The sequence below is a fragment of the Microbispora sp. CL1-1 genome (assembly GCF_012034195.1).
Lineage (GTDB): Bacteria > Actinomycetota > Actinomycetes > Streptosporangiales > Streptosporangiaceae > Microbispora.
Window position 1 is genome coordinate 1 of sequence record NZ_JAATEK010000138.1, and the last position, 1087, is coordinate 1087.

Here is a 1087-nt window from a genome sequence, read left to right on the forward strand (position 1 = left end):
TCGACGGCTGCCCGCTCCCAGCGACCATGTGCCAGATCGACCACGCCGACAACTGGAGCACCGGCGGCCTCACCGACCTGAAACTCCTCGGCCCGGCCTGCCAGTTCCACAACCGCGACCGCTACCAGCACCCCGACCGCTACACCCGCCGCAAAGAAGGCGAAGACCGCTGGGCCTTCACCTACCACCGCCTCGGAAGAACCCGACGACCACACGAGTAAGGCGAGAGGCACGGGGTGAGCGATGCGCAGGGCAAGCCCGGGCAACGCGCGGACAGGCCCGCACGGCTGCCGGAGTGAGGCGGGAGGCAGGAGGGTGGGCGACGCACAGGCCGGCCCGGGCGACGCACGGACAGGCACCGGAGGCTGCGGGCGTGAGGCGAGAGGCACAGCGGACGACGCACAAGTGCAGGGCCGCGCGGCTGCGGGAAGGAGACGGCAGGCACAGAGGAACCGGGCGCGGCAGGCAGGCCAGGGTGCCGCGCAGGCAGGCCCGGGCGACGCGCGGGAGCCCGCACGGCTGCGCGAGTGAGGCGGGAGCCACGGGGGGGGTGGGTGACGCGCGGGCAGGCCCGGGCGGACGCGCAGGGCAAGCCGGGCGACGCACGGACAGGCCCGACGGCTGCGTGCATGACCCCGTGGCCGAGAGCCGACACCAGGCACGAGGCGATGGCCGCGGGCGCTGTCCGCTGGGCTTCACAGTGCACTGCAGGACTTCGCAGTGCTCGACCGGGCTTCACGGTGCTCCCTAGGGCCACCTGCTCCCCAAGGTCACACTGCTTCCCGGGGCTTCACCTGCGCCGTAGTGCCGCATGGCCCCGTGCTCCGTCGGGATTGCTCCGGCGGGATCAGGGAGCGGAGCGGAAGGGAGCGAGGACCGCAGCGAAGGCCCAGCGGAGCGGGCTTCGCGAGGACCGGAGGTTCCTTCCGGCGCAGTGACCGGGGCCAAGGTCCGTCCCGTACGTAACTGCGCTAGCGCCTACGCGGCCGCCATTGAGGACGATCCCCCGGCCACGCTGACTCCACTGAAAAAAGGCACCGAAACTATGAGCGCCGACGCTGTGAACCAGACGCGGGCGACCTCCGCA

1 pseudogene is annotated in these 1087 nt (G+C 72.1%); it reads left to right on the plus strand.

The features are described from left to right. Positions 1-221 (plus strand): annotated as a pseudogene (locus HCK04_RS40300) (hypothetical protein); the annotation flags it as partial. Between the last annotated feature and the right edge of the window lie 866 nt (positions 222-1087).